Source organism: Chromobacterium sp. INPA-IVC, from assembly GCF_059047085.1.
The window spans coordinates 154,461-178,501 of record NZ_JBTNLS010000007.1 but is presented as its reverse complement, the minus strand read 5'-3'; the positions used below and the strand labels follow the sequence as shown (position 1 = coordinate 178,501).

General features: G+C 66.1%; 25 protein-coding genes and 1 riboswitch. Of the genes, 13 read left to right on the top strand and 12 right to left on the bottom strand.

Features of this window, described 5'->3' with window-relative positions; all coding sequences use genetic code 11:
• Nucleotides 1-24: 24 nt before the first annotated feature.
• Nucleotides 25-1,020, top strand: a complete 996-nt coding sequence (locus tag ACX17K_RS14570; protein ID WP_493775364.1) for a S66 family peptidase — start codon at nucleotides 25-27, stop codon at nucleotides 1,018-1,020.
• A 6-nt stretch (nucleotides 1,021-1,026) separates the two neighbouring features.
• Here the strand turns inward: ACX17K_RS14570 and aac(6') are convergent, their stop codons facing one another.
• The 5 genes from aac(6') to ACX17K_RS14545 form a co-directional block, all read right to left on the bottom strand.
• Entirely contained in the window at nucleotides 1,027-1,467 is a 441-nt protein-coding gene (gene aac(6'), locus ACX17K_RS14565) for an aminoglycoside 6'-N-acetyltransferase (protein ID WP_493775363.1), read from the bottom strand.
• Nucleotides 1,464-2,774 (bottom strand): hemolysin family protein, encoded by a 1,311-nt coding sequence (locus ACX17K_RS14560; protein ID WP_493775362.1) that lies wholly within the window; start codon nucleotides 2,772-2,774, stop codon nucleotides 1,464-1,466. The genes aac(6') and ACX17K_RS14560 overlap by 4 nt, the downstream gene beginning before the upstream one ends.
• A 78-nt stretch (nucleotides 2,775-2,852) precedes the next feature.
• A complete protein-coding gene (locus ACX17K_RS14555; protein ID WP_493775361.1) occupies nucleotides 2,853-3,575 on the bottom strand; it encodes a uracil-DNA glycosylase in 723 nt (240 codons plus the stop codon).
• Nucleotides 3,576-3,720: 145 nt separating this feature from the next.
• A complete protein-coding gene (locus ACX17K_RS14550) occupies nucleotides 3,721-4,047 on the bottom strand; it encodes a rhodanese-like domain-containing protein (protein WP_021474947.1) in 327 nt (108 codons plus the stop codon).
• A gap of 2 nt (nucleotides 4,048-4,049) precedes the next feature.
• Nucleotides 4,050-4,709: a protein-L-isoaspartate O-methyltransferase family protein gene (locus ACX17K_RS14545; RefSeq protein ID WP_231150314.1), complete on the bottom strand. Its 660-nt coding sequence runs from the start codon at nucleotides 4,707-4,709 to the stop codon at nucleotides 4,050-4,052.
• Nucleotides 4,710-4,825: 116 nt separating this feature from the next.
• A riboswitch (TPP riboswitch) is annotated at nucleotides 4,826-4,973 on the top strand.
• A gap of 101 nt (nucleotides 4,974-5,074) precedes the next feature.
• Here ACX17K_RS14545 and thiC point away from each other — a divergent pair.
• The 4 genes from thiC to ACX17K_RS14525 all read left to right on the top strand — a co-directional run bounded on the left by thiC (nucleotide 5,075) and on the right by ACX17K_RS14525 (nucleotide 9,608).
• The gene (thiC, locus tag ACX17K_RS14540) at nucleotides 5,075-6,949 is read left to right on the top strand and encodes a phosphomethylpyrimidine synthase ThiC (protein ID WP_493775532.1); all 1,875 of its coding nucleotides are present in this window, start codon (nucleotides 5,075-5,077) and stop codon (nucleotides 6,947-6,949) included.
• A gap of 99 nt (nucleotides 6,950-7,048) precedes the next feature.
• Nucleotides 7,049-7,756 (top strand): sporulation protein, encoded by a 708-nt coding sequence (locus ACX17K_RS14535; RefSeq protein ID WP_493775360.1) that lies wholly within the window; start codon nucleotides 7,049-7,051, stop codon nucleotides 7,754-7,756.
• 103 nt (nucleotides 7,757-7,859) lie between these two features.
• Complete coding sequence (locus ACX17K_RS14530) at nucleotides 7,860-8,099, top strand: DUF2789 domain-containing protein (RefSeq protein WP_493775359.1); 240 nt, start codon at nucleotides 7,860-7,862, stop codon at nucleotides 8,097-8,099.
• A 369-nt stretch (nucleotides 8,100-8,468) separates the two neighbouring features.
• Nucleotides 8,469-9,608 (top strand): GGDEF domain-containing protein, encoded by a 1,140-nt coding sequence (locus ACX17K_RS14525; protein WP_493775358.1) that lies wholly within the window; start codon nucleotides 8,469-8,471, stop codon nucleotides 9,606-9,608.
• Here the strand turns inward: ACX17K_RS14525 and ACX17K_RS14520 are convergent.
• From ACX17K_RS14520 to ACX17K_RS14510, 3 genes are all read right to left on the bottom strand, one after another.
• Nucleotides 9,605-10,729 (bottom strand): GGDEF domain-containing protein, encoded by a 1,125-nt coding sequence (locus ACX17K_RS14520; protein ID WP_493775357.1) that lies wholly within the window; start codon nucleotides 10,727-10,729, stop codon nucleotides 9,605-9,607. The genes ACX17K_RS14525 and ACX17K_RS14520 overlap by 4 nt on opposite strands.
• A gap of 67 nt (nucleotides 10,730-10,796) precedes the next feature.
• A complete protein-coding gene (locus ACX17K_RS14515) occupies nucleotides 10,797-11,366 on the bottom strand; it encodes a PTS sugar transporter subunit IIA (RefSeq protein ID WP_493775356.1) in 570 nt (189 codons plus the stop codon).
• A 98-nt stretch (nucleotides 11,367-11,464) separates the two neighbouring features.
• The gene (locus ACX17K_RS14510) at nucleotides 11,465-11,758 is read right to left on the bottom strand and encodes a hypothetical protein (protein ID WP_493775355.1); all 294 of its coding nucleotides are present in this window, start codon (nucleotides 11,756-11,758) and stop codon (nucleotides 11,465-11,467) included.
• A gap of 151 nt (nucleotides 11,759-11,909) precedes the next feature.
• On the opposite strand from ACX17K_RS14510, the gene ACX17K_RS14505 reads away from it, so the two are divergent.
• Nucleotides 11,910-12,269: an EthD family reductase gene (locus ACX17K_RS14505; protein ID WP_493775354.1), complete on the top strand. Its 360-nt coding sequence runs from the start codon at nucleotides 11,910-11,912 to the stop codon at nucleotides 12,267-12,269.
• Between the two features lie 56 nt (nucleotides 12,270-12,325).
• Here the strand turns inward: ACX17K_RS14505 and ACX17K_RS14500 are convergent, their stop codons facing one another.
• Nucleotides 12,326-13,534, bottom strand: a complete 1,209-nt coding sequence (locus ACX17K_RS14500) for a winged helix-turn-helix domain-containing protein (RefSeq protein WP_493775353.1) — start codon at nucleotides 13,532-13,534, stop codon at nucleotides 12,326-12,328.
• Nucleotides 13,535-13,664: 130 nt separating this feature from the next.
• Between ACX17K_RS14500 and ACX17K_RS14495 the strand changes: the two genes are divergently transcribed.
• Both ACX17K_RS14495 and ACX17K_RS14490 read left to right on the top strand, forming a co-directional pair.
• Nucleotides 13,665-14,036 carry a VOC family protein gene (locus tag ACX17K_RS14495; protein ID WP_343480667.1) on the top strand — a complete coding sequence of 124 codons (372 nt, stop codon included), beginning with the start codon at nucleotides 13,665-13,667 and terminating at the stop codon, nucleotides 14,034-14,036.
• A 190-nt stretch (nucleotides 14,037-14,226) separates the two neighbouring features.
• On the top strand, nucleotides 14,227-14,634 hold the full coding sequence (locus ACX17K_RS14490) for an ester cyclase (RefSeq protein ID WP_493775352.1): 408 nt from the start codon (nucleotides 14,227-14,229) through the stop codon (nucleotides 14,632-14,634).
• A gap of 8 nt (nucleotides 14,635-14,642) precedes the next feature.
• On the opposite strand, the gene ACX17K_RS14485 is transcribed toward ACX17K_RS14490, so the two are convergent.
• From ACX17K_RS14485 to ACX17K_RS14475, 3 genes are all read right to left on the bottom strand, one after another.
• Nucleotides 14,643-15,410: a substrate-binding periplasmic protein gene (locus ACX17K_RS14485; RefSeq protein WP_493775351.1), complete on the bottom strand. Its 768-nt coding sequence runs from the start codon at nucleotides 15,408-15,410 to the stop codon at nucleotides 14,643-14,645.
• A 109-nt stretch (nucleotides 15,411-15,519) separates the two neighbouring features.
• Complete coding sequence (gene pyk, locus ACX17K_RS14480) at nucleotides 15,520-16,926, bottom strand: pyruvate kinase (RefSeq protein ID WP_493775350.1); 1,407 nt, start codon at nucleotides 16,924-16,926, stop codon at nucleotides 15,520-15,522.
• A 324-nt stretch (nucleotides 16,927-17,250) separates the two neighbouring features.
• Entirely contained in the window at nucleotides 17,251-17,607 is a 357-nt protein-coding gene (locus ACX17K_RS14475) for a hypothetical protein (protein ID WP_493775349.1), read from the bottom strand.
• Between the two features lie 63 nt (nucleotides 17,608-17,670).
• On the opposite strand from ACX17K_RS14475, the gene glpK reads away from it, so the two are divergent.
• The 5 genes from glpK (at nucleotide 17,671) to ACX17K_RS14450 (ending at nucleotide 24,011) form a co-directional block, all read left to right on the top strand.
• Nucleotides 17,671-19,173 (top strand): glycerol kinase GlpK, encoded by a 1,503-nt coding sequence (glpK, locus tag ACX17K_RS14470; RefSeq protein ID WP_493775348.1) that lies wholly within the window; start codon nucleotides 17,671-17,673, stop codon nucleotides 19,171-19,173.
• Between the two features lie 108 nt (nucleotides 19,174-19,281).
• On the top strand, nucleotides 19,282-19,989 hold the full coding sequence (locus ACX17K_RS14465) for an MIP/aquaporin family protein (protein WP_231150338.1): 708 nt from the start codon (nucleotides 19,282-19,284) through the stop codon (nucleotides 19,987-19,989).
• 194 nt (nucleotides 19,990-20,183) lie between these two features.
• Nucleotides 20,184-21,527: a glycerol-3-phosphate transporter gene (glpT, locus tag ACX17K_RS14460; RefSeq protein ID WP_343480664.1), complete on the top strand. Its 1,344-nt coding sequence runs from the start codon at nucleotides 20,184-20,186 to the stop codon at nucleotides 21,525-21,527.
• Nucleotides 21,528-21,697: 170 nt separating this feature from the next.
• Complete coding sequence (gene glpD, locus ACX17K_RS14455; RefSeq protein WP_493775347.1) at nucleotides 21,698-23,209, top strand: glycerol-3-phosphate dehydrogenase; 1,512 nt, start codon at nucleotides 21,698-21,700, stop codon at nucleotides 23,207-23,209.
• A gap of 145 nt (nucleotides 23,210-23,354) precedes the next feature.
• Complete coding sequence (locus tag ACX17K_RS14450) at nucleotides 23,355-24,011, top strand: B3/B4 domain-containing protein (RefSeq protein ID WP_343480660.1); 657 nt, start codon at nucleotides 23,355-23,357, stop codon at nucleotides 24,009-24,011.
• The last annotated feature ends 30 nt before the right edge of the window (nucleotides 24,012-24,041 follow it).

Sequence of the window (24,041 nt, the reverse complement as noted above, 5' to 3'; positions counted from 1 at the left end):
TCCACACGCTTCGAGACCACACCCATGCCCATCCGCTTTCCCGCGCCGCTCCAGCCCGGCGACGCCATCGCCGTCACCGCTTTTTCCTCCGGCGTCCATCCGCAGCTGCATGGCCGGCTGGACGACGCGCTGAACGAGCTGCGCGCGCGCGGCTACCGCGTAGTGCAGGGCGAGTGCCTGCGCGGCGAGAAACACGACGCCAGCGCGCCCGCCGCGGCGCGGCTGGCCGAATTGCGGCGTTTCCTGTTCGATCCCGATATCCGCGCCATCCTGCCGCCCTGGGGCGGCGAACGGGCGATCGAGCTGTTGCCGGGGCTGGATTTCGCCGCGCTGGCCGAGCTGCCGCCGAAGTGGGTGGCCGGCTTCTCCGACGTGTCCACGCTGATGGCGCCGCTGACGCTGCGCGCCGGCTGGGCGACGCTGCACGGCCCCAACCTGATGGATCTGCCCTTGAAGGATCGGGCATTCGGCAACGAAGCGTTGCTGGCGGCGCTGGAAACCGGCATGCCGCCGGCGCAGGCGCAGCATGGCCGCTACTGGCGCTGGGACGAGCCGGGCCGACAGTTCGCCAATCGGGTGAGGCTGCTGGGCGGCGGAAGCGGGAAAATGGAGGGCAGATTGATCGGCGGCTGCCTGGACGTGCTGGCGCCGCTGCAGGGCACGCCGTATTTCGATCTGGACGCGTTCAAGGCGGAGTCGGCCATCCTGTACCTGGAAAACTGCGAACTCGCGCCCTGCGGCGTTTTAAGGGCCCTGGCGGGCCTGCGGCTGTCCGGCGCGCTGGATGGCCTCGCCGGACTGGTATTGGGCCGCAGCGGCGGCCCTGACGCGGCCGACGGCGATGCCTTGAGCTATGAGGGGGCGTTGCGCGCCGCTTTGGACGGTTTGCCGTATCCGGTGGCGGTGGATGCCGACATCGGCCACGTGCCGCCGCAATGGAGCCTGCTCAACGGCGCCTGGGCGACGCTGGAGGTGTTCGGGGAGGGGGAGGCCAGGCTGGCGCAGCGCGCCGCGCGCTGAGGACGTTTACAGCGCCATCCGGTAGAACACCACGCGCTCGGTTTCCTCGAAGCCCAGGCCCAGATGCGCTTGCTGCGAGACCAGATTGTCGAGGCCGGTGTCGGAGGCCAGTTCGGCGCAGCCGCGGCGGATGGCCCAGTTCTTGGCCGCGGCCAGCAGCAGGGCCGCGATGCCGGCGCGCCTATGTTCCGGCGCCACGTACAGGCCTTCGACGAAGGCCACCGGCGAGCTGGACGTGCCGTTGACGTAATCGGCGCGCAGCGCGAGCTCGATCAGGCCGACGGCGTCTCCGCGGCCGTCGAGCGCGACAAAGGCGGCGCAGCGGCCGGCATCGGCGTTCTGGGCGTCGATTTCCTCCTGGTGTCTATTCAGCGGGCAGTGCGGCCACAGCGCGGCGCGCAGGGCCAGCCAGGCGTCGGGATGGGAGGCGGCGGGGACGACCCTCATATCGACTCGAACTCCGGTTGCGGCAGGTGATGGCGCTGCACCAGGATCTTGTCCACCCGGGTGCGGTCCATGTCCACCACCTCGAAGCTGAAACCGTTCCATTCGAAACGGTCGGTGACGCTGGGCACGCGGCCCAGCTGGTACAGGATCACGCCGGCCAGGGTGTGGATGTTGCCGCCGGCCTCGCCGGGCAACTGGGCTTCCAGCTCGAAGAACTCGCGGAAATGCTCCAGCGACACCATGCCGTCCACCAGCCAGCTGCCATCTTCTCTCTGCACGATTTCGTCGCTTTCGCCGTCAATGGCTGGAAGATCGCCGACGATAGCTTCCATCACATTGTTGATCGACACCAGGCCTTCCAGCTCGCCGTATTCGTCCACCACCAGTGCGCTGTGGCTGCGCGCTTGCTTGAACTGCTCCAGCAATTGCATCAGCGAGCAGGTGGACGGCACATACAACGGCGGCGACAGCTCGGCGGCAAAGTCCAGCGGCTCGCCGCGCAGCAGGCGGTCCAGCAGCGTCTTGGCGTTGAGCACGCCTATCACCTGGTCGGTGTCGCCGCGGCAAACCGGAAAATGGCTGAATGGATAGGCCAGCAACAGCTCGCGATTACGTTCCGGTCCGTCTTCCAGGTCCAGGATCACCACGTCCTTGCGCGGCGTCATCACCGCCGATGCCTTGCGGTTGTCCAGGCGGAAGATGTTTTCCACCAGTTCCTGCTCGGCGCGATCGAACACGCCTTCGTCGGCGCCCTGTTCCATCAGCGTGCGGATTTCGTCCTCGGTGATCGACGGCTCGTCGCTCTTCTTGGCGCCCAACAGGCGCAGCAGGCCGTCGGTGACGCGGCTGAACACCTGCACCAGCGGGCCGCTGGCGCGCGACAGCAGCAGCATCGGCCGCGCCAGCGCCATCGCCACCCGTTCCGGGTTCAGCAGCGCCAGCCGCTTGGGCACCAGTTCGCCCAGGATCAGCGACAGCGTGGTGATGAACAGCACCATCAGCGCCACCGACAGCGGTTTGCTGTACGGCGCCAGCAGCGGCACGTCCAGCAGCGCGCTGCGGAGATGTTCGGACAGTGCCGCCTCGCCGTAGACGCCGGACAGGATGCTGATCGAAGTGATGCCGATCTGGACGGTGGACAGGAAGCGGGTGGGCTCGGAAGCCAGCGCCAGCGCGGCGCGGGCGCCCTTGTGGCCGTCTTCGGCCTTTTGCAGCAGCCTGACCTTGCGCGAGGAGACGATGGCGATCTCGGCCATCGCGAACACGGCGTTCAACAGGATCAGGCCCAGCAGCAGCAGGATTTCCACGATGAGAATGGGGGGAGTGGAGGAGCTACTAGCTTAGGGCAAGCGGCCCGCCGCGCAAAGCGGTGCGGCGGAGCCGTTTCAGAACAGGGCGTTCTGCGCGGGAGCCGCTTCCCAGCGCACCGGCTGGCGGCCGCGGGCGATCAGCCAGGCGTTGACCTGGGAGAAGTGGCGGCAGCCGTGGAAGCCGCGGCTGGCGGACAGCGGCGACGGGTGGGCGGCGGTCAGCACCAGGTGGCGGCCGGCGTCGATGCGCTCGGCCTTGGTCTGCGCCCAATTGCCCCACAGCAGGAACACGCAGCCGGGGTTGTCGCGGTTGACGGCGTCGATCAGCGCGTCGCTGACCGTCTGCCAGCCGAACTTGCCGTGGCTGCCGGCCTTGTCCCGCTCGACAGTGAGCACGCTATTGAGCAGCAGCACGCCCTGCTGCGCCCAGTGGCTGAGGTCGCCGCAGGCGGGAGTGCCGTGGCCGAGGTCGGCCGCCAGCTCCTTGTAGATGTTGCGCAGGGACGGCGGCACGCGCGCGCCGTCCGGCACCGAGAACGACAGGCCCATCGCCTCGCCGTCGCCGTGGTACGGGTCCTGGCCCAGGATCACCACCTTGACGTCGGCCGGCGCGGCGAAGGTCAGCGCGTTGAATACCTGGGGCGGGGGCGGAAACAGCGTCTTGCCGTCGCCTTGCTGCAGGACTAGCTGGCGGTCGATTTCGGCCAGGCGGGCGGCGATGGCGGGCTGGCCCAGCACCTTTTCCCAGGCGGGATGGACGCGGGCGAGGGCGGGAGCGAGGTAGGTCAGAGAAGACATATCGGGTTCTTTGCTATGGATCGCCAGGCGGTTAACGTGGCTTGGAAAGATGGCTGCGCGATTCGTTCCAAAACAAAACACCGCCCGGGGGCGGTGTTTGTGGGGCGCGTCATCCCAAGGGGGAGACGCGCCGTCCAGTCCAGCATCAATACCGGGCGACGGCCGGGTCCACCTGGGTCGACCAGGCGTCGATGCCGCCCTGCAGATTGATCACGTTCTCGAAGCCGGCGTTCAGCAGGAACAGCGCCACCTGGGCGCTGCGCATGCCGTGGTGGCAGATGGCGACAATGGGCGCGTCGTCCGGCAGCTCGCTCATCCGGATCGGGATCAGATTCATCGGGATGTGCACGCTGCCGTCGATGTGGGCCAGCTGGTATTCCCAGCCTTCGCGCACGTCCAGCAGCACCGGGCGCGCGGCCTGCGGGTCGGCCAGCTGCGCGGCGAGCGCCGGGGCGGTGATTTCGCGCAGCATGATCAGAAGCTGAAACGGGCGGGTTCAACCGCCTCGAATTTCTTCAGCCGCTCGACACAGGTCTCGAACAGCGCGGTTTCGCGGAAGCTGGTGTCGGTTTCGCGTTCGATCAGCTTGCATGCCATCACCGGCAGATCGCCGGCCACCAGGATCAGACGGCCGCCGACGGCCAGCTGGTCCTTCAGTTCTTGCGGGACGACCGGCAGCGAGCCGCCGACCACGATCACGTCGTAAGGCGCTTGCTCGGCCAGGCCCAGCACGCCGTCGCCCTCGACCAGGGTGGCGTTGGCGACGCCGGCCTTCTTCAGGTTGGCGGCCGCGCGTTCCTTTTGCGCCGGATCGATTTCCACGCTCACCACCTGCTTGCCCATCTTGGCCAGCAGCGCGGTCAGGTAGCCGCTGCCGGTGCCGATTTCCAGAATCTTGTCGGAGGGCTGGATGGAGGCGTCCTGCACCAAGCGCGCTTCCATTTTGGGCTGCAGCATCTTGCTGCCGTTGGGCAGCGGCAGTTCGGTGTCGACGAAGGCCAGCTGGCGCTGATTGTCGGCGACGAAGTCCTCGCGTTTCACGTGAAACAGCAGATCCAGCACGTTGGTATCCAGAACATCCCACGGACGAATCTGCTGTTCGACCATGTTGAAACGGGTTTTTTCGAAATCCATCAACTTAAACTCCGGAGGGCTGGGAGTCCGCTCCGCCCATGGAGGACAGCGTCGGCGGCAAGGACTCGAGTCATGACGATAACTTGCGATTATCCCATATTTGCCTTACCTTCACACGGCATCGCTAGGGGTCCTGTGCCTGGCGTTCGGCGTAGATGGCTACCAAAGTGTAGGCCATCGGGCTGGATGACGGAGCGCGGGTGAGAAATACCCTTGGAACCTGACCCGGATAATACCGGCGTAGGGAAGCGTCACCTGCCCGCCATGGCCACGCCATACCCGCAGCCGGCCCGTCCGGACCGCTCCTTGCGCCGCTTCATCGCTTTTGGAGAGCCCGCCCGATGAACGCGCCCGTGAACAAGCAGATGGTGGTGGATGCCGCCGCCATCCAGCCTTTGCCCAATTCCCGCAAGATTTATGTCGAGGGCAGCCGCCCGGACATTCAAGTGCCGATGCGCGAGATTCGCCAGGCCGACACGCCGACCCAATTCGGCGGCGAAAAGAACCCGCCCATCTTCGTTTACGACACCAGCGGCCCCTATAGCGATCCGGCCGCCCGCATCGACATCCAGAGCGGCCTCGCGCCCCTGCGCGCCGCCTGGATCGCCGAGCGCGGCGATTGCGAGCGGCTGGACGGCTTGTCCAGCGAATACGGCCGCGCCCGCGAGGCCGATCCCAAGCTCGCCGAGCTGCGCTTCAACCTGCAGCGCAAGCCGCGCCGAGCCAAGGCCGGCCGCAACGTCAGCCAGATGCACTACGCGCGCCGGGGCATCGTCACGCCGGAGATGGAGTTCGTCGCCATCCGCGAGAATCTGAACCGCCGCGCCTATGTGGAGTCGCTGAAGGCCGCCGGCAACCAGCGCCTGCTGGATCTGATGACGCGCCAGCACAAGGGCCACAGCTTCGGCGCCAATCTGCCGGAGGAGATCACCCCGGAATTCGTGCGCCAGGAAGTGGCCGCCGGCCGCGCCATCATCCCGGCCAACATCAACCACCCGGAAAGCGAACCGATGATCATCGGCCGCAACTTCCTGGTAAAGATCAACGGCAATATCGGCAATAGCGCGGTAACGTCGTCGATCAGTGAAGAAGTGGACAAGATGACCTGGGGCACGCGCTGGGGCGCCGACACCATCATGGACCTGTCCACCGGCAAGAACATCCACGAAACGCGGGAGTGGATTCTGCGCAACAGTCCGGTGCCGATCGGCACCGTGCCCATCTACCAGGCGCTGGAAAAGGTCAACGGCAAGGCTGAAGACCTGACCTGGGAAATCTTCAAGGACACGCTGATCGAGCAGGCCGAGCAGGGCGTCGACTACTTCACCATCCACGCTGGCGTGCGCCTGGCCTATGTGCCGATGACCGCCGGCCGGATGACCGGCATCGTGTCGCGCGGCGGCTCCATCATGGCCAAGTGGTGTCTGGCGCATCACCGCGAGAATTTCCTCTACACCCATTTCGAGGACATCTGCGAAATCATGAAGGCCTACGATGTGGCCTTCAGCCTGGGCGACGGCCTGCGGCCGGGCAGCGCCTGGGACGCCAACGATGAGGCGCAGCTGTCGGAGCTGAAGACGCTGGGCGAGCTGACCGAAATCGCCTGGAGGCACGACGTGCAGGTGATGATCGAAGGCCCGGGACACGTGCCGATGCAGCTGATCAAGGAGAATATGGACAAGGAGCTGGAATGGTGCCGCGAAGCGCCGTTCTACACTCTGGGGCCGCTGACCACCGACATCGCGCCCGGCTACGACCACATCACTTCGGCCATCGGCGCCGCGCAGATCGGCTGGTACGGCACCGCGATGCTGTGCTACGTGACGCAGAAGGAGCACCTGGGCCTGCCGAACAAGAACGATGTGAAAGAAGGCATCATCACCTACAAGCTGGCGGCGCACGCGGCGGATCTGGCCAAGGGACATCCCGGCGCGCAGATCCGCGACAACGCGCTGTCCAAGGCGCGCTTCGAGTTCCGCTGGGAGGACCAGTTCAATCTGGGGCTGGACCCGGACAAGGCGCGCGAATTCCACGATGAGACGCTGCCGAAAGACAGCGCCAAGGTTGCGCACTTCTGCTCGATGTGCGGTCCGCACTTCTGCAGCATGAAGATCACCCAGGATGTGCGCGAATACGCGGCCAGCCAGGGCATAGGCGAGCAGGACGCGCTGCAGCGGGGCATGCTGGAAAAGTCGATCGAGTTCGTCAAAGGCGGCGGCAAGCTGTATGACAAAGTCTGATTGATGGGTGTGTTTTGGTATTTTTTGCGATTTTAAAGGCATAAAATGTCTGCGGGCCGGCTGATTAGCCGGCCCGTTTTTCATTTGGATCGCCCATACATGCTGAAATCGTTTTTTGCCGCCGCGGAGACGGGCGGCGCCACCGTGGCCACCCGTCTGTCGAATCCGCGCCTGAAATCCGGCGAAACGCTGCGCGGAGAGGTGAGGGTCTGCGGCGGAACGGTCGACCAGCGCATCGCCAAAATAGAACTGCTGCTGCTGGCCGAAGCCGCAGGCGAGCGGGGCGGGGAAACCCTGTTGCTGGCCAGCCTGCCGGTCAGCGGCCCGTGCCGGATTCCGGCCGGCTGCGAATGGCGCTTGCCGTTTCTGCTGCCGTTGCCGGAGGCGACGCCGGTCAATTGCCACCCGGCCCTGGGCGGCGAGCCGCTGGTGTGGGTCCATACCGATCTGGCCTTGGGCCAGGCGCGGGACGCCGGCGACAGCGACCGGCTGCAGGTGCTGCCGCCGCCGCGCATGGATGCCCTGTTGCAGGCTTTTTCCCGCCTGGGCTGGGAGTTGGCGGGCGCGGGGATGGCGGCCGGCATCCCCGGTCCGCTGGGCTGTCATCAGGCATTCAGGCTGAGGCCGCGCGACGCCGGCTGGAACTGGAGCGAGATCCGGCTGACCCTGGTTCCCGATGGACGCGGGATCGTCCATGCGTGGGTGGAGATCGCCGGCGGCGGCGATTATTGCCTGAGCCTGAGGATGGAGCCGGGTTGGGAGGCGGTCGACTGGACGGCGGAGATTCGCGCCAGGCTGGGCTTGTGAGCGCGGATAACCGGCCGATGGGGCCGGTTTGGCGTTCGTTGCGGAACAGAGGCGGCGGCGGCGGTCTAGCATGAGGGGATGGAACCCGTTTAGGGAGTCGAGGATGGACACCAGCAATCATTTGTTGCCCGGCCTGTTTCGCCAGCTGGGCTTGCCGGACGAGCCCGCCGCCATCCGGGCTTTCATCTCCAGCCACCCGCTGCCGCCGCGCGTCGCCCTGGCCGAGGCGCCGTTCTGGACGCCGGCCCAGGCCGCCTTCTTGCGCCAGGCTTTGGAGTGCGACGCCGAGTGGAGCGAGGCGGCGGACGAACTGGCGGTGCTGCTGCAGCAGGGCGAGGGCTGACGGTTGTGGATAAACAGGGAGGCGCGCGGCGGCTTGTGGATAAGACCCGCGAACAAAAACCCTGATCCTGCGTTGCGCCTCCTTGTAGTACCGCCTGCGTCGGCGCGCCTTGGCTCAAGTTCTCTGGGAGGTTTTGTCAGCGACGCTGAGTCGCCGCGCGCTTTTTGCCGCCTGCCTCAATCCGCGGCGACGTCGACCCAGGCGCGCTCGTCGTTGTCGAGCCGGGCTTCGATGCGGCGGCGCGGCCGGCTGGCGCGAGCCCTGCATGGACAGATGGCCAGTTTCGCCGTGGAAAAGGTAGTTATCAGGATTGAATAGCGGCATACCGGCATATAGCTTTAAGGGGATACCGTCGTCCTGGGGAACGGGATGAAACAAACCGATCAGACCCTGCTGGAACAGCTGCGCATCACCGAGTTCGAAATCGAGCAGCGCAAACATCTGTTCGCTCTGGAGCCGCGCGACGAAATGCTGCTGCGCGCCGCCGGCAACCTGGTGGAGTCGCATCTGGAAGAACTGGTGACGCGTTTCTACGAGCTGCAGACCAGCACGCCGGAGATCGCGCTGCTGATCGGCGATGCCGACACCCTGCAGCGGCTGCGCGCGGCGCAGCGCCGCTACGTGGTGGATCTGTTCAGCGGCATCTACGATCTGGAATACGTCAACATCCGCCTGCGCATCGGCCTGGTGCACAAGCGCATCGGCGTCGAACCCAAGCTGTACCTGGCGGCGGTGGATTCGCTGAAATTTCTGCTGGCGGAAAAGCTGACCGAGCTGATACCGGAGTCCGAGGTGCGGCTGCATACGCTGCTGGCCCTGGACAAGCTGATGATGTTCGACGTGGCGCTGGTGTTCGAAACCTATATCCGCAGCCTGGTGGCGGAGATCGAAACCTCGCGCAACAAGTCCGAGCAGTACGCGCGAACGCTGGAGGAAAAGGTGGCGACGCGCACCCGCCAGCTGGAGGAGCTATCGCGCACCGATCCCCTGACCGGCCTGCTCAACCGCCGCTATCTGGACGAGACGCTGACGCGGGTGCTGCGCAGCGCGCAGCGGCGCCATGAAAAAGTGGCGTTGGTGTATCTGGACGTCGACGATTTCAAGCTGCTCAACGACGGAGAAGGCCACCAGCGCGGCGATGAGGTGTTGCGCATGCTGGGAGAAATCATCGGCCGCATCACCCGCCTCGAGGACGGCTGCTTCCGCTACGGCGGCGACGAGTTCTGCATCGTGCTGCCCAATTGCGACCGCAAGCAGGCGGAGGAAGTTTTTCTCGCCCGCCTGAGCGATGAGCTGGCCAAGGTCCTGCCCGGCCTCACCCTGAGCGCGGGTTGTTCTGAAACCGGACCTGACGATTTCGTGCTGCCGGAAGAGCTGCTGGGCAAGGCCGACCAGCGCATGTACGAGATGAAGCAGCGCCACCGGATGGATCTGGCCGCCGGGCCGAGCAAGGCTGCGGACCAGGCCGGCGAAAAAGCCGGCGAGGAGCAGCCCGTCGTCGGCCGCTAGAGCCGCCGCACCTGGCCGCGCCCAGACTGCTTGGCCAGGTACAGCGCCTGGTCGGCCTTCTGCTGGGCATCGGCGAAGTCCTGCTGCCGGCAATGCCATTCATGCACGCCGGCGGAGAACGCGCAGCGCAATTCAGGTTGTTTGGGCAGCGGCGCCAGTTGGCGGAAGGCCTGCAGCAGCCGCTCCGTCGCCAGCATCCCGTCCTCGATGTCCGCGTCCGGCATCAGCAGGCAGAACTCCTCGCCGCCGTAGCGGATCAGCATGTCGTTGTCGCGGATGCCGCCCCGCAGCACGGCGGCCAGCACCTGCAGCACCGCGTCGCCGGCCGGATGGCCGTAGCGGTCGTTGACCGACTTGAAATGGTCGATGTCCAGCATCACCACGCAGACGCGCTCCACCGACGCCTCCAGCGTGCGCAGCCAGTATTGCAGCGCGCGGCGGTTGCCGGCGCCGGTCAGCGGATCGAAGTTGGCCGCGTCCTCCAGCCGGTTGTGCTGGCGCTGCAGCACGATGTTGAGAAAACCCACCGCGCCGCACACTTGGGCGGCGGCGGCGAACGCCAGCGCCAGCTGGTGCAGCTGGTCCAGGCTGTCAGGCGCGGTGGAGGTTTGCAGCCGGAGGTAGAAATCGCTGGCGTCTCGCCAGACGAACAGCAGCGCGCCCAGCAGGAACAGCAGCGCGGTGGGGCTGAAGCGGTTGCGGCTGACCAGCCGCTCGGCGCGCTGGTACAACCAGGCCGCGGCCAGGTAGAGCAGCGGAATCTCGGCGCTTTCCAGCACCAGCATCAGCGGCCGGTAGGGCAACAGCTTGTCCAGCGTGGAAACCAGGCCGACGGCCAGCCACAGCCAGTTGGGCGGCTTCAGTCCGGTGACGCGGGCGATGATGGTCAGCTGCAGCGCGATGCCGGCGTTGCTCATGCCGCTGCCCAGCGCCAGCCGCAGCATCTCGCCTTTGCCGGGCTCGACATAGCCTTCCACCAGCATGCCGGCGGCCAGCAGCAGCGAGGCCTGCAGCCAGCGGCGCCGCGCCCGGATGAGGTCGGAGCGCACGCTGTGCTGCCAGGTGATGAGACCGATGCTGGCGACCGCCAGCGAAACCATGATCAGCAGGGAATTGGACATGCGGGCCTGTTGCGTAAAGATGGAGCCATCGTCTCATCCTAGCAAAGGCGTTTTTCCGCTGTCACGGTCAGAAGCGGGCGGTCACCTTGCGGCGCACGCTGTAATCGGGCCGCAGGCTGGCTTCGGCGTCGAGGAAATAGCGGTTGCTGTCCAGCATGAAATGCGGATCGTTGCTGGGTTCGGGGTCGGACCAGCGCTGGAACAGGCTGTCGACTTGGCCTGGGAGGCGGCAGGCGGCCAGTTCGGCGCGGAATGGGCGCTCGCCGAAGACGCGGGCGATCTCCGCCAACAGTTGCAGATGGGGGGCGCGGGTGTCGCGCGGCAGCAGCAAGACCAGCAGGCTGTGCACCGGCTCTCCGTCCAGGGCGTCGAAATCCAGTCCGCGCTTCAGGCCGAGGAACAGCGCGCGCACGTCGGCCAGGCCGGCGATGCGCGCGTGCGGCAGCGCCAGGCCGTGGCCCAGCGCCGTGCTGCCGGTTTCCTCACGTTGCTGCAGCGCGGCTTGCAGCGCCGGCGCGTTCAGCGCGTGGCGCTGGCCCAACTGGCGGGCGGCGTATTCGAACAGCTGGCGTTTATCCGATATGTCGACGTCCAGCAGGATGTCGCTGCCGCGGCAGATGTCGGCCAGGGTTTGCATGGACCTTCTCCTGTGTGGTGGATGCAGGCTCATGCTAGGTCGGCGTGTCTAAATTGAATCTAAATAAACGGCGGCCGGACATCAAAATCTCGTTAACGCTATTCCTTCTTCGGCAGGATGGCGCCCTTGAGCGCCGACGCCTGCTCCTTCAGCTTGTCCACCTGCTGCTGCACTTCCGGATTCTGGGCGGCGGCGGAGGCGGCCAGCTTGGCCGCGCCGATCGCGGCGCTGGCTTGGTCCTTCAATTGGCCGAGCGGCGCGCTGGCGTTGTCCACGCCCTGGTGCACGCTGCCGATGGCGGCCGACGCGGCCTGTTGCAGCTGGGTGGTTTGTTGCTGGTTGCAGCCGGCGAGCAGCAGCGCGCTGCCGGCTGCGAGCATCACGATACGCATGGTTTTGTCCTAAGCGGTGAAAGATCCTGTTAAAGAGCGGGATAAGGCGGCGCAAGTTCCATTTTGTCTGACAGCCAGGCCGGAATGACATTGGCAATGCGGGCGTTTGGGTTTAAGTTGGGGTCTCCCCTTTACCGCCACGGAGTTCCGGATGATCACCGTCAGCGTCATCTATCCCCAGCGCGCCGGCGCGCGTTTCGATTTCGATTATTACCTGCGGCAGCACATGCCGATGGTGCAGCAATTATTGGGCGCCGCCTTGAAAGGCGTGCGGGTGGACCGCGGCCTGTCCGGCACCGAGGCAGGCAGCGCGCCGGGCTATGTGGCGCAGGCCTTGCTGCTGTGCGAGTCGGTGGAGGCTTTCCAGCAGGCCTTCGGGCCGGTGGCGGCGCGCATCATGGGCGACATTCCCAATTACACGGATATCCAGCCCGATCTCCAGTTCAGCGAAGTGGCGCTGTGGGAGGAACGCCAGCCCGGCATCAGCGGCTGGTATGCCAACGCGCAATAGGCGCTAGCAACCTGTTCCGAAGCCTCGCCGACGCGCAGCGGGCATTGAACAGGCTTTCAGGCCAGGATGCGCGCCGCCAGGTCCCCCGGCGCCTGGCCGATGGCCAACCGCGGCGCGCCGTGCCAGGCGGCCATCCGGCAGAGCGCGGCGGACAGGTCGTCGGCCAGCCGCTGGCTGACGCGGACGGCCGGCTCCAGATGCAGCGACTTGACCTCGAACACGCCTTCCTTGCGGTGGGCCTTGGCGTCCAGCCGGCCCACCAGCTTGCCGCGGTTGAGGATGGGCAGGGTGAAATAGCCGTAGCGCCGCTTGGGCGCCGGCGTGTAGCACTCGATCTTGTAATCGAAATCGAACAGCTCCAGCGCGCGTTTGCGGTCCCACACCAGCGGATCGAACGGCGACAGGATGGCGGTGTTGCCGCTGTTCAGCTTGCCGGCGGCGGCCTGTTCCAGCTCGGCGGCCAGGCTGGCGTGGACGAAGGCGTCGTGGCTCCAGCCTTCCACCTTCACCGGGATCAGCTCGCCGTTGTCGGCCAGCGCGTGCAGCAGCTCGCCGTAGGGCGCGCGCTTCAGCCGGTAGTAGTCGGCCGCCCAGCCGGCCTTGACCACGCCCAGCGCGCGGCAGCTGTTGCGCACCATGTCCAGCCGCGCGTCTTCCGGCGACGGCAGGTCGCGCGCGTCGTCCCAGCCGGGCAATACCCGCTCGGCCAAGTCGTAGACGCGCTGGAACCCGCGCCGCTCTTTCACCATCAGCCGGCCCTGGGTGAACAGCACCTCCAGGTGGCGCTTCTCCGGCTTCCAGTCCCACCAGCCGCCGCCCTTGCCGTCCTTGCGTTCGAAATCGGCCGAGCGCGCCGGGCCGTTGCGTCGGACATGTTCGACGATGGCGTCGATGTCGGCGCGGTGCTGCGCCAGCCAGCGCGGCGAGCACTTCCAGCCCATGCTTTCGGCGTTCAGCATCCGGTGGCGCAGCAGCCGGTAGTCTTCCGTCGGCACGAAGCAGGCCTCGTGCGCCCAGTATTCGAACAGCGCGCCCTCGGCCAGCAACTGGTCCAGCCAGGCCGGGTCGTAGGCGCCGATGCGGCTGTACAGCACCAGGTAGGGGCTGCGGGCGACCACGCTGATGGTGTCGATCTGCAGCAACGCCATGCGGCGGATGGCGGCCAGCGCGTCGGCCTTGGCCGCCTTGCGGCGCGGCGCGGCGAGCAGGCCCTGGGCGGCCAGTTGCAGGTGGCGGGCGTGTTGCAGCGACAGGTGGAGAGTCATGGCCGAACCGGGAAGCGACGGGAAAAACGACTATACCAGCGGCGACCGTCTCCGTGTAATGCCGAAGGCATGACAAGCCGGCGCGCTTGTGGCAGGGTGGACAGTCCGTTTTCCACCCGGAGCAATGGCCATGATCAGCCATATCGACCATATCGTCCTGACCGTGCGCGACATCGAGGCGGCGGCGGCGTTTTATCAGCGCGCGTTGAAGCTGGAGGCGGTGACCTTCGGCAACGGCCGCCGCGCGCTGCGTTTCGGCAACCAGAAGATCAATCTGCAGTCATTGGGCCAGGAGACCCGCAATCATGCGGCGATCGGCTCCGGCGACCTGTGTCTGATCGCCGCCATTCCTTTGCCCGAAGTGATCGAGCACCTGAAGCGAGAGGGCGTGGCCATCGTCGAGGGGCCGATCACCCGCAGCGGCGCGATGGGCCCCATCACCTCGGTGTATTTCAACGATCCTGACGGCAATCTGGTGGAAGTCAGCAGCTACAGTTTTTGACCTTTCCGGAGCAGGGGCCGCGCAGATGGCTGAGGCGTGACAGGAACGATGCCGAATGGTTTGGATACTGTCTTTTTTATGTTATTGAAATGAAATGGCGCTTGTCGTTTAATTCAACGTCATTGCCGGACGGCCGGCGATTCAACCCGGACGCCGGACGAGTGCCGGCGCCCACTCACAGGGCGATTTCATGGACAGCAGCAAGGCAGTGATTCAACGCTTTAACCGCGAGGTGATAGAAAACCGCGACATGGGGGCATTCGCCGAATTGGTGGCGGCCGATTTCGTCAATCACTCGGCCCCGCCCGGCGTCCCCTCGGGGCCGGATGGTTTCGCCGGCTTCTTCACCGGCATGCTGCACCCGGCCTTGTCCGACATCCGCGTGCACATCCACGAGCAGATCGAGGAAAACGGCAAGGTGGTGACGCGCAAGACCATAGAAGCCACCCACACCGGCGCTTTCTTCGGCCAGGCCGCCAGCGGCAAGCGTATCGCGATTTCCGCGATGGACATTGTGGTGGTGCGCGACGGCAAGTATGCCGAGCACTGGAGCTGCGCCGACCTTTACGGCGCGCTGGCCCAGATCCGCGGCGCCTGAGCGCGCGATCAGTCTCCTCGGCGGGCGCTGAGGAAGTCCCGCACCAGCCTGTCGTAGCTGCCGTCCTTGCGCATGTCCTCCAGCGCCAGGTCGAAGCGGGTCAGCAGCGCCTGCTGCTGCGAATGCTTGTTGATGGCGAGGTGGGAGTGGTTGGCCGCCAGCGCTTCTGCCGACAGCGCGAAGCCATGGTAGCCGCCTTCCCGCAGCGCCAGCTGCAGCGGTTCGCGTATGCCCAGCACCACGTCCAGCCGGTTCATTTTCAGTTGCTGCAGGTTTTGCTGGTCGCTGTCGCCGTCGAAGGCGGCGAACTTGCCGTCCTTGCGCGCCTGGTCGAACGCGTCGCCGTAGCTCCAGCCGGCCATCACGCCTACCCGTTTGCCGTTCAGATCCTCCAGCCGGCGGTAGGCTTGGCCGCCGGCGCGGGGATACGCCATCACCACCCGTTCGGTGAACAGCGGCTGGCTGAAGTCGAACAGTTTTTCCCGGCTGGCGGTCTTGATGATGCCGCCGGCGGCGGCGTTGCCGTTGCGCAATTCCTGCAGCGCCATGCGCCAGGAGACGGCGCGCAGGGTGACGGCGATGCCGGCGCGTTCGCAGGCCTTGGCGACCAGCAAGGGATAGAGCCCGGCCGCGCCCTGCTTGCCGGCGTACATCAACGGCGGGTTGCTGGCGTCGAAATCGACGATCAGGCCGGGCGGCTCGCCGGCGCGGCTGGCGAGGCTGGCCGCCAGCAACAGCAGCGACGCGAGCGCCTTGCGGAAAAACGTCGGCCGCATCGGGACAGGCTCTTGGAGGTGGTCACTGTTGCAGCATAGTACCTGCGGCGGACGGGCAAGAAAAAACGGAACCCGAGGGTTCCGTTGTCGCTGCCATGCCGGCCGAGTCTTACGGATAGACGATGCGCAAGAGATTGGTGGAGCCGGGGGTGCCGAAGGGCACGCCGGCGATGATCACCATCGGCTTGCCCTGCTCGGCCAGGCTGAGCTTGGTCGCGCAGAAGGTGGTTTTCACTACCATGTCTTCCAGGTTTTCGGCGTCCGGTCCGTGGTAGGCCACCACGCCCCACACCAGCGTCAGCCGGCGCGCGGTTTCCAGCTTGGGCGAGATGCCCAGGATGGGGGTGGACGGGCGTTCGCGCGCCAGCGACAGACAGCTGGCGCCGCTGGTGGTGAAGGCGACGGCCACGGTGACCGGCAGCAGGGTGCTGACCTTGCGCACGCAGGCGGCGATGGCGTCGGTGCGGTCCGGCTCGTCGGCGGCGCTGTAGTCCAGCGCCATCACCTTGCGGTAGTCGGGGGCGTTTTCCACGCGGCGGATGATGCGGTCCATGATCTGCACCGCTTCCAGCGGATACTGGCCGGCGGCGGTCTCGGCCGACAGCATCACCGCGTCCGCGCCTTCGTAGACGGCGGTGGCCACGTCGTTGGCCTCGGCGCGGGTCGGGGTCGGCGCGGTGATCATCGATTCCAGCATCTGGGTGGCGACGATTACCGGGCGGCCCAGGTGGCGGCAGTGGTGGACGATGCGGCGCTGCGCCACCGGCACGTCTTCCGGCGGCAGCTCCACACCCAGGTCGCCGCGCGCCACCATCACGCCGTCGGCCAGCGTGGCGATGGCTTCCAGATCATCCACCGCGGACGGCTTCTCGATCTTGGCGACGATGCCGGCGCGTTTGCCGATGATGCCGCGCAGTTCCTTGACGTCGGCCGCGGTCTGGACGAAGGACATCGCCACCCAGTCGGCGCCCTCTTCCAGCGCGAACTCGGCGTCCTTGCGGTCTTTGTCGGTGATGGCCGACAGCGGCAACACGGTGTTGGGCAGGTTGAAGCCCTTGTTGCTGGACAGCTCGCCGCCGACGGCGACGCGGGTGACGATGCGGCGCGGATGTATTTCCGTCACCTCGAACGCCAGCTTGCCGTCGTTGACCAGGATGCGGTGGCCGGGCTCCAGCGCCTCGAACGCCTCCGGATGCGGCAGGGTGGCGCGCTCGGCGCCGCCATCGGTTTCATCCAGCGTGAATTCGTAGCGGTCGCCGGTTTTCACCGTGGCCGGCTGCGGAAACTTGCCGATGCGCAGCTTGGGGCCTTGCAGGTCCACCAACACGCCGATCGGGCGGTCCAGCGCTTTCTCCGCGGCGCGGATGGCCGCCAGGCGGGCGCGATGGTCGTCATGGCTGCCGTGGCTCATATTGAGCCTGAAGATGTTGACCCCGGAGCGGGCCAGTTCCAGGATTTTTTCCGGAGTGCTGGACGAGGGGCCGAGCGTGGCGAGTATTTTGGTGTTGCGAAGCATGACAGTCCTTTGCGGCCCATGCGGCCGAGTAGCTTGGAACCATTGCGTAATTCTTGCGGCGGGCGGTTGCCGGACGGGGCGCCGCGTCGCGTATCCGGTTGCGGCGATGATGCCATATCGCCGTTTTCGCTTTCTTGCGCTGGGTCGAATGCCCGGCGTTTCGCGCCGCGCGGCTGGTGCGGAACCGGCGCCGGCCTTGCCGTTCATGCTGCCATATCTGCGTTGTAGCGGCAGGATTACGTGTTTGCGGCCGTTTGTTGGCGAAACAACGTTTTGCGACGATGGTCTGATCGAAGCGCCCGCTTTTTATTTTCGGTTATTTTCTTATTTTTTCGTTTTCAAGCAGACGGCTGTAGCGCATGCAAATGCTTGTTGCAGTGCGAAATAGGCGGTTTTACCATCCATTTGTCCTGAGGCCTCGTCTTTTCTCGCCGCGCGGGCCGGCATGGCGCGCCGTTTTTCCGGAGCGGGGGCGGGGAAGTCGTCTCGGGTGAAAATGTAGCGCGTAGCTACATCTTTCAATGTATTGATATTAAAGGATTTATTTCTTATCGAGCTGATGGCGATCTCTGGTTGCAGCGCGGAAAATGTATTTTTTTTTACCGGAAGATTGACAAGGTTCTGTTCGGGCCTAGAATTGTCCGCAAATAAAACGAACGTCATAAGCAAAAAAACAAACATTCGCGCAACGTCGATACCCAGGCATGTCCACCATGCCGCCTTACCGGCAAACAGGAGAAAGTCATGACCGATCAGTACGTGCTGGCCCTGGACCAGGGCACCACCAGTTCCCGCGCCATCCTATTCAACCGCGGCGGCGACATCGTGTCGCTGGCGCAGAAGGAATTCCGCCAGATCTATCCGCAGCCGGGCTGGGTCGAGCACGATCCGCAGGAAATCTGGGGCGGCCAGGTGGGCGTGGCCGCGGAAGCGGTGGCCAAGGCCGGCATCGACGGCCGCAGCATCGCCGCCATCGGCATCACCAACCAGCGCGAAACCACCATCGTCTGGGACCGCGAAACCGGCCAGCCGGTGTACAACGCCATCGTTTGGCAGGACCGCCGCACCGCCGAGTTCTGCGACGAGCTGAAGTCGCGCGGCCTCTCCGAGCTGATCCGCTCCAAAACCGGCCTGCTGGTGGACGCCTATTTCTCCGGCAGCAAGATCAAGTGGATTCTGGACAATGTGCCCGGCGCGCGCGACCGCGCCCGCGACGGCAAGCTGGCCTTCGGCACCGTCGACAGCTGGCTGATCTGGAACTTCACCCACGGCAAGGTGCACGTGACCGACGTGTCCAACGCCTCGCGCACCATGCTGTACAACATCCACACCCTGGAATGGGACGCCGAGCTGCTGGACATCATGGGCATCCCGGCCTCGATGCTGCCGGAAGTGAAGAGCTCCAGCGAAGTGTACGGCCACACCCACGCCGCCCATCTGGGCCGCGAAATCCCGATCGCCGGCGTGGCCGGCGACCAGCAAGCGGCGCTGTTCGGCCAGCAGTGCACCACGCCGGGCATGGTGAAGAACACCTACGGCACCGGCTGCTTCATGATGCTGAACACCGGCGACAAGCCGATCGAATCCAAGAACAATCTGTTGACCACCATCGCCTGGAAAGTGGACGGCAAGGTGCAGTACGCGCTGGAAGGCTCGATCTTCATCGGCGGCGCGGTGGTGAAATGGCTGCGCGACGGCCTGGGCATCATCCGCCACTCGGCCGACGTCGGCCCGCTGGCCCAGGAAGTGAAGGACAGCGACGGCGTCTACCTGGTGCCGGCCTTCGCCGGCCTGGGCGCGCCGCACTGGAACGCCAGCGCCCGCGGCACCATCGTCGGCGCCACCCTGGGCACCAAGGCCGCCCACATCGCCCGCGCCGCGCTGGACAGCATCGCTTACCAGACCCGCGACGTGCTGAAGGCGATGGAAGCCGACGCCGGCATGAGCATCGCCGAGCTGCGCGTCGATGGCGGCGCCACCGTCAATGAACTGCTGATGCAGTTCCAGTCCGACATCCTGGCCGTGAACGTGGTGCGTCCCAAGATCACCGAAACCACCGCGCTGGGCGCCGCTTATCTGGCCGGCCTCGCCGTCGGCTACTGGAAGAGCGTGGACGACATCCAGGGCCAGTGGCAGCTGGACCGCCGCTTCCAGCCAGCGATGCCGGCCGGCGAAGTGGCCGCCAACGTCAAGGGCTGGCAGCGCGCGGTCAACGCCGCCAAGGTGTGGGCCGACGATCAGGACTGACGGCGCGCGGGCCGGCGCAACCCGCTGCCGGCCGTGCCCGAGCGATGACGGCATGACCCGCCGCGCCAAGCGGCGGGCAACTCAAGATAAAGTTGGAAAGAGACAATCATGAATCCTTTGATGGGCGAATTCATCGGCACCGCCTTGCTGGTGCTGCTGGGCAACGGCGTGGTGGCCAACGTGCTGCTGAAGAACACCAAGGGCCACAACAGCGGCTTGATCGTGGTGGCTTTCGGCTGGGCGATGGCAGTGTTCGTCGGCGTGTTCAGCGTGGCGGCGATCAGCGGCGCGCACCTGAATCCGGCGGTTTCGGTGGCGCTGGCGGTGGCCGGCAAGTTCCCGTGGGACAAGGTGCCGGGCTATATCGCCGCGCAGATGCTGGGCGGCATGGCCGGCGCCGGCCTGATGTGGCTGATCTACCGCAAGCACTACGAAACCACCGACTGCGCCGACACCAAGCTGGCCACTTTCTGCACCGGCCCGGCCATCCGCAGCCTGCCGGGCAATCTGGTGTCCGAGATCGTCGCCACCTTCGTGCTGGTGTTCGCCATCCTGTCGATGGTGGCCCCCAAGATGTCGCTGGGCGCGATCGACGCGCTGCCGGTGGCGTTGCTGGTATTGGGCATCGGCGTGTCGCTGGGCGGCACCACCGGCTACGCGATGAGCCCGGCGCGCGATCTGGCGCCGCGCATCATGCATGCCATCCTGCCGATTCCCGGCAAGCGCGACAGCGACTGGGGCTACGCCTGGGTGCCGGTGGTCGGTTCGCTGATCGGCGGCGCGCTGGCGGCGCTGGCTTTCACGCTGCCGCTTTGATGTTCTAGTTGTTTCGACGCCGCCGTGTCCGCACGGCGGCGTTTTCATAAGCCAGCGCAAGACTGGCCCAAGCGGGACCGCCGCCGACAGAGCGCGCGGCCCGCCGGAGCGATCCGCCCCTTGGGCGACGCCTTATGGTTTCGCCCGGGATGGTGGATGGCTGTTGTCCGCACCTCAACTCGGAAAGAAGTTCCATGATCAGTCTGTTCAAACCCGCGCCACACCTTCCTCCGCTGCCCGACGCGCAGCAGCACGGCCTCTATCGCCGGCTGCGCTGGCAGATCTTTCTCGGCATCTTCATCGGCTATGCCGGCTACTACCTGGTCCGCAAGAATTTCTCGCTGGCGATGCCCTACCTGGTGGAGCAGGGCTTCTCGCGCGGCGACCTGGGCTTCGCGATGTCCGGCGTCGCCATCGCCTACGGCCTGTCCAAGTTCCTGATGGGCGCGGTGTCCGACCGCTCCAACCCGCGCGTGTTCCTGTCCGCCGGCTTGGTGCTGTCTGCCGCCGTGTTCCTGTTGATGGGCTTCGCGCCGTGGGCCACGTCCAGCATCGGCATCATGTTCGTGCTGCTGTTCCTCAACGGCTGGTTCCAGGGCATGGGCTGGCCGGCCTGCGGCCGCACCATGGTGCACTGGTGGTCGCAGAAGGAGCGCGGCGGCGTGGTGTCGATCTGGAACTGCGCGCACAACGTCGGCGGCGGCCTGATCGGCCCGCTGTTCATCCTGGGCATGGGCTGGTTCAACGACTGGCGCGCCGCCTTCTACGTGCCGGCCGCCGCCGCGATCGGCGTCGCCGTCTTCGCCTGGCTGACCATGCGCGACACGCCGCAGTCTTGCGGCCTGCCGCCGGTGGAGGCCTACCGGAACGACTATCCGGAAGACTACAGCGACACGCACGAACAGGAGCTGACCGCGCGCGAGATCTTCCGCAAGTACATCCTGCCCAACAAGCTGCTGTGGTACATCGCGCTGGCCAACGTCTTCATCTACCTGCTGCGCTACGGCGTGCTGGACTGGGCGCCGACCTATCTGAAGGAGGTCAAGCACTTCTCGGTCGACAAGTCGTCGTGGGCCTACTTCCTGTACGAATGGGCCGGCATTCCCGGCACGCTGCTGTGCGGCTGGATGTCGGACAAGCTGTTCCGCGGCAACCGCGGCGCCACCGGCGTGTTCTTCATGGCGCTGGTGACCCTGGCCACCGTCGTCTACTGGCTGAACCCGGCCGGCAACCCCACCGTGGACATGCTGGCGCTGATCGCCATCGGCTTCCTGATCTACGGCCCGGTGATGCTGGTGGGCCTGCACGCGCTGGAACTGGCGCCGAAGAAGGCCGCCGGCACCGCCGCCGGCTTCACCGGCCTGTTCGGCTATCTGGGCGGCTCGGTGGCCGCCAACGCCGCGGTCGGCTACACCGTCGACCATTTCGGCTGGGACGGCGGCTTCGCGCTGCTGATCGGCTCCTGCGTCGCCGCCATCGTGCTGCTGGCGCTGACCACCTGGCATGGCCATAAGCAGGGCAAGCTGGCTTCGGCTTGAGCGTGAGGGGCGCGGCCGGCGAGGTGTCGGCCGCGCAAAAAACCATTAGCGTACATAAAACGCGCAAAATAAAACGTAAAACGAAAATCTTGTGTTGTATTAAGGTTCGTTATTAATTATTCTGGGTAGTAAAGCTGGCAGGGCCAGCCCGGACTTTAGCGAGGTATGCGGTGGAAACTTACGATCTGGTAATCATAGGCGGCGGCATCAACGGCGCGGGCATCGCGCGCGACGCGGCCGGGCGCGGCCTGTCGGTGCTGCTGTGCGAGAAGGACGACCTGGCCTCGCACACGTCTTCGGCCAGCACCAAACTGATCCACGGCGGCCTGCGCTATCTGGAATATTACGAGTTCGGCCTGGTGCGCAAGGCGCTGCAGGAGCGCGAGGTGCTGTTGAAGGCCGCCCCGCACATCATCTGGCCGCTGCGCTTCGTGATGCCGCACGCGCGCGACCAGCGGCCGGAGTGGATGATCCGCGCCGGCCTGTTCCTGTACGACCATCTGGCGAAGCGCGAAGTGCTGCCGGGCTCGGAAACCGTCAGCTTCGCCAGGCATCCGTCCGGCGAGCCGCTGAAGGACGCGTTCAAGCGCGGCTTCGTCTATTCCGACGGCTGGGTGCAGGACGCGCGGCTGGTGGTGCTGAACGCGATGGACGCCGCCGAGCACGGCGCGAAAATCCATGTCCGCACCGCCTGCGTTGCTGCTCGCCGCGACGGCGAGCACTGGCTGGCCACGCTGGAGCGCGAGGACGGCAGCCGCTTCGAGGTCCGAGCCCGCGCGCTGGTCAACGCCGCCGGCCCCTGGGTGCAGAGCCTGATAGAGGACAAGCTGGCAATGCCGTCCAGCAAGTCCATCCGCCTGGTCAAGGGCAGCCACATCGTGGTGAAGAAGCTGTTCGACCACCCGTTCGCCTACATCTTCCAGAACCCGGACAAGCGCATCATCTTCGCCATTCCGTACGAGAAGGATTTCACGCTGATCGGCACCACCGACGTCGAATACCACGGCGATCCGGCCCAGGTGGCGATAGACGGCGACGAGATCAACTACCTGTGCCAGATGAGCAACCGCTACTTCCACAGCCAGATCACGCCCGCCGACGTGCTGTCCACCTATTCCGGCGTGCGCCCGCTGCTGGACGACGCGTCCGACAACGCGTCCAGCGTCACCCGCGACTACGCGCTGGAGATGGACCTGAAGGGCGCGCCGCTGCTGTCGGTGTTCGGCGGCAAGATCACCACCTTCCGCAAGCTGGCGGAAGAGGCGGTGGACAAGATCGCGCCGCTGCTCGGCTGCGGCCAGGCCACCTGGACCGCCGGCGCGCCGCTGCCGGGCGGCGACATGCCGGAGGCCGATTTCGGCCGCTTCCTGCAAGGCCTGCGCCAGCGCCATCCGTGGCTGCCGGAGGCGCTCGTCGAGCGCTGGGCGCGCGCCTACGGCACCCGCGTCGGCAAGCTGATCGGCAAGGCGGACAGCCTGGCCGGCCTGGGCAAGGAAGTGCTGCCGGGCTTGTACGAGGCCGAGCTGGCCTATCTGGCCGACGCCGAATGGGCGACCCGCAGCGAGGACATCCTGTGGCGGCGCTCCAAGCTCAAGCTGCATCTGCCGGCCAACGCCGCCGAGGTGGTGGACGCCTGGCTGGCCGCGCGCGCGCGGCCGCCGCGCGAGGCGCTGAGCGCCTGAGCGGTTTTCCCGATCCAAATACAGCCCGGTTCGCCGGGCTGTTTCGTTTCCGGCGCCGGCGCGCTAATGCCTCATTAAAAGCTTTCGTTTCACGGCTTCGGCGGCATTGGCTAGCATGGTGCGGATGTCGATGAAGGGAGCGAAGATGCGCATTGCCTTGAGTGAGGCCCTGTTGGGCCGGATGCCGGAAATGGAAGTCAGCGGGCTGCTGGCGCTGGACCTGGACGCGGGCGGCTTGCCGGAAGCGGAGCTGGCTTTGCCGGCTCATGAGGCCGATCTGGACGCGCTGCTGCTGCGCTGGAAGGAAATCTACCGCGCGCTGCCGGGCGACAAGAAGGCGCGCTGTTCGCTGGAGTATCTGGCGAAAGCGGCGCAAAAGGGCAAGCTGCGCCGCATCCTGCCGCTGGTGGACCTGTACAACCAGGCCTCCTTGCTCAGCCTGGCGCCGTTCGGCGGCGAGGACATCGACAAGCTGGACGGGACGCTGCTGCTGGATCTGGCGCGCGGCGACGAAGCTTTCCTGCCGCTGGGCCGCGCCGACGCCGAGCGCGCGTTGCCGGGCGAGGCGGCGTGGCTGAACGGCGGGCGCGAAGTGGTGTGCCGCTGCCTGAACTGGCTGGAGTCCGACCGCTTCAAGCTGACCGAGTCCAGCCGCAACGCGGTGTTCGTCAGCGAGCGGCCGGATGGCGGCTTTCCGTCCGGCGAGGCCGGCATGGACTGGCTGGAGCGGCGGCTGGCGCCGCATGCCGGCCGGCTGCTGCGGTTCCGGCTGAACGCCGCCGATCCGGTTTTCTCGGCCTGACAGCGCGTTCCGCGCGCCCGGCTTCGGACG